This is a genomic window from Prosthecobacter sp., from assembly GCF_049294395.1.
Taxonomy (GTDB): domain Bacteria; phylum Verrucomicrobiota; class Verrucomicrobiia; order Verrucomicrobiales; family Verrucomicrobiaceae; genus Prosthecobacter.
On record NZ_JBAQCR010000154.1, the window covers coordinates 1 to 2,269 of the forward strand.

At 59.1% G+C, this 2,269-nt stretch carries 1 protein-coding gene; it reads left to right on the plus strand.

The genetic code is table 11. The features are described from left to right. Positions 1-85 precede the first annotated feature (85 nt). Positions 86-1,924 carry a molecular chaperone HtpG gene (gene htpG, locus WAW39_RS10500; protein WP_422318502.1) on the plus strand — a complete coding sequence of 613 codons (1,839 nt, stop codon included), beginning with the start codon at positions 86-88 and terminating at the stop codon, positions 1,922-1,924. Positions 1,925-2,269 lie beyond the last annotated feature (345 nt).

Consider the following 2,269-nt stretch of genomic DNA (forward strand, 5'->3'; position numbering starts at 1 on the left):
GTGCCAATGGGAGCGTAGCACACTTGACCTCCCACCCCCATCCGCTACTCTCTCCACCACCAAACACACGAAAATCCACACAACCATGAGCCAGACCCACGAATTCCAGGCCGAAGTCAAACAAGTCCTCGATATCGTCATCCACAGCCTCTACACCGACCGCGAGATCTTCATTCGCGAGCTCGTCTCCAACGCCTCCGACGCGATGGAAAAGATGCGCCTCACCCAGCTCACGGAAAAGGAAGTCTTCGACGCTTCCGCCGCGCTGGAAATCTCCATCACCACCGATGAAGCCGCCCGCACCCTCACCATCGCCGATCACGGCATCGGCATGACCCGCGCCGAGCTCGTCGAAAACCTCGGCACCATCGCCCACTCCGGCTCCAAGGCCTTTGCCGCTGCTCTGAAGAACGCCGGCAAGCAAAACGACGCCTCCCTCATCGGTCAGTTCGGCGTCGGTTTCTACTCCGCCTTCATGGTGGCAGACAAAGTCGAGGTCCACACCCACTCCTGGCGCAATGACGGCGAGCACCTCGTCTGGACCAGCGATGGCAGCACCAGCTACACCATCGACGAATCCACCGAAGAAGCCCGCGGCTGCAAAATCATCCTGCACCTCAAGGAAGACGCCGCCGAGTTCTCCAAGAAGCATCGCGTGAAGCAGATCTTGGAAAAATACTCCAACTTCGTCACCTTCCCGGTCATTCTTGACACCGAGCGCGTCAACACCGTTGAGGCCCTCTGGCTCAAGTCCAAGGACAGCATCACCGACGAGCAGTACACCGAGTTCTACCGCTTCGCCGCCCACGCCTTTGATGATCCCAGCTACCGCCTCCACTTCCAGGCCGAGTCCCCCATCGCCATCAATGCGCTGCTCTTCACCCCCACGCAGAACATGGAAGCCTACGGCATGGGCCAGATGGAGCCCAACGTCGGCCTCTACTGCAAAAAGGTCCTCATCGATCCCAAGCCCAAGAAGCTCCTCCCTGAGTGGATGCGCTTCGTTCGCGGCGTCATCGACAGCGAAGACCTTCCCCTGAACATCTCCCGCGAGTCCATGCAGGACAGCGCCCTCGTCCGCAAGCTCGGCGACGTCGTCGCCAAGCGCCTCCTCAAGCACCTCGACAAAGAAGCCGTCGAAGACCCGAAGAAGTACAATGAGTTCTATGCGAACTTCAGCCGCTTCTTCAAAGAAGGCATCGCCACGGATCACACCAATCGCGATGCCATCGCCAAGCTCCTCCGCTTTGAATCCAGCATGACCGAGCCCGGCGAGACCGTCAGCCTCACCGAATACGTGAAGCGCATGAAGGAAGACCAGAAGGAAATCTACTACCAGGTCTCCACCTCCCGCAGCACAATCGAAAGCGGCCCCTATGTCGCCGCCTTCAAGGCCAAGGGCTTTGAAGTGCTCTACATGTTTGAGCACATCGACGAGTACGTCATCTCCAGCCTCAGCAAGTTCGAAGACAAAGACCTCAAGTCCGTCAACGCCCCCGATATCGATCTCGGCGACGACACCAGCGAAGGCGAAGCCCTCCCCGAAGCCGACGCCACCTCCCTGTGCGACTGGATCAAAGAACGCCTCGCCACCCAGGTGGAAACCGTCCGCACTGGCAAGCGCCTCGTCGGCAGCCCCGCCCTCGTGCTCACCCCTGAGGGTGAAATGAGCCCGCAGATCCGCCAGATGATGAAGGCCATGGGCAAAGACGGCGACATGCCCGGCTCGAAGGTCATCTTCGAAATCAATCCGCGTCACCAGCTCGTCCGCAATCTCTCCGCTCTCCGCGAAAAAGATCCCGAAACCGCCGGCCTCATCACCGAGCAAATCCTGGACAACGCCCTCCTCTCCGCCGGCCTCCTCGACGAGCCCCAGCGCATCATCGAGCGCACCCAGAAGCTCATGGAAAAGCTCTCCGCATAAAAGAGGTCGTCAGCCCGCCGCCAAACTCATCACCTCATCGCGCAGCCGCAGCCCCCATATGGACTGCGGTTGCGAAGTGAGGAACGAACGCAGCCACCGCTTTCGACGTGCCTGATGGCTCGCACGTGCCATGGAATGCCCGAAAGCGGGATCCTATGATGGTTCGCTAGCCAAGTGACCTCACGCACACCATGTCACGGTCGAAAGTAGCAGCTAATCGCATCCGCACTCCAAATGCCTTGTGTCATGCTCAAGATCCTTTTGGATTGCGCCGAAACATCCGCATAGGTGCGATGAACACAGAACTGCCTGCGCCTCTGTTTTTTCAAACCTCTGTGTTCATCG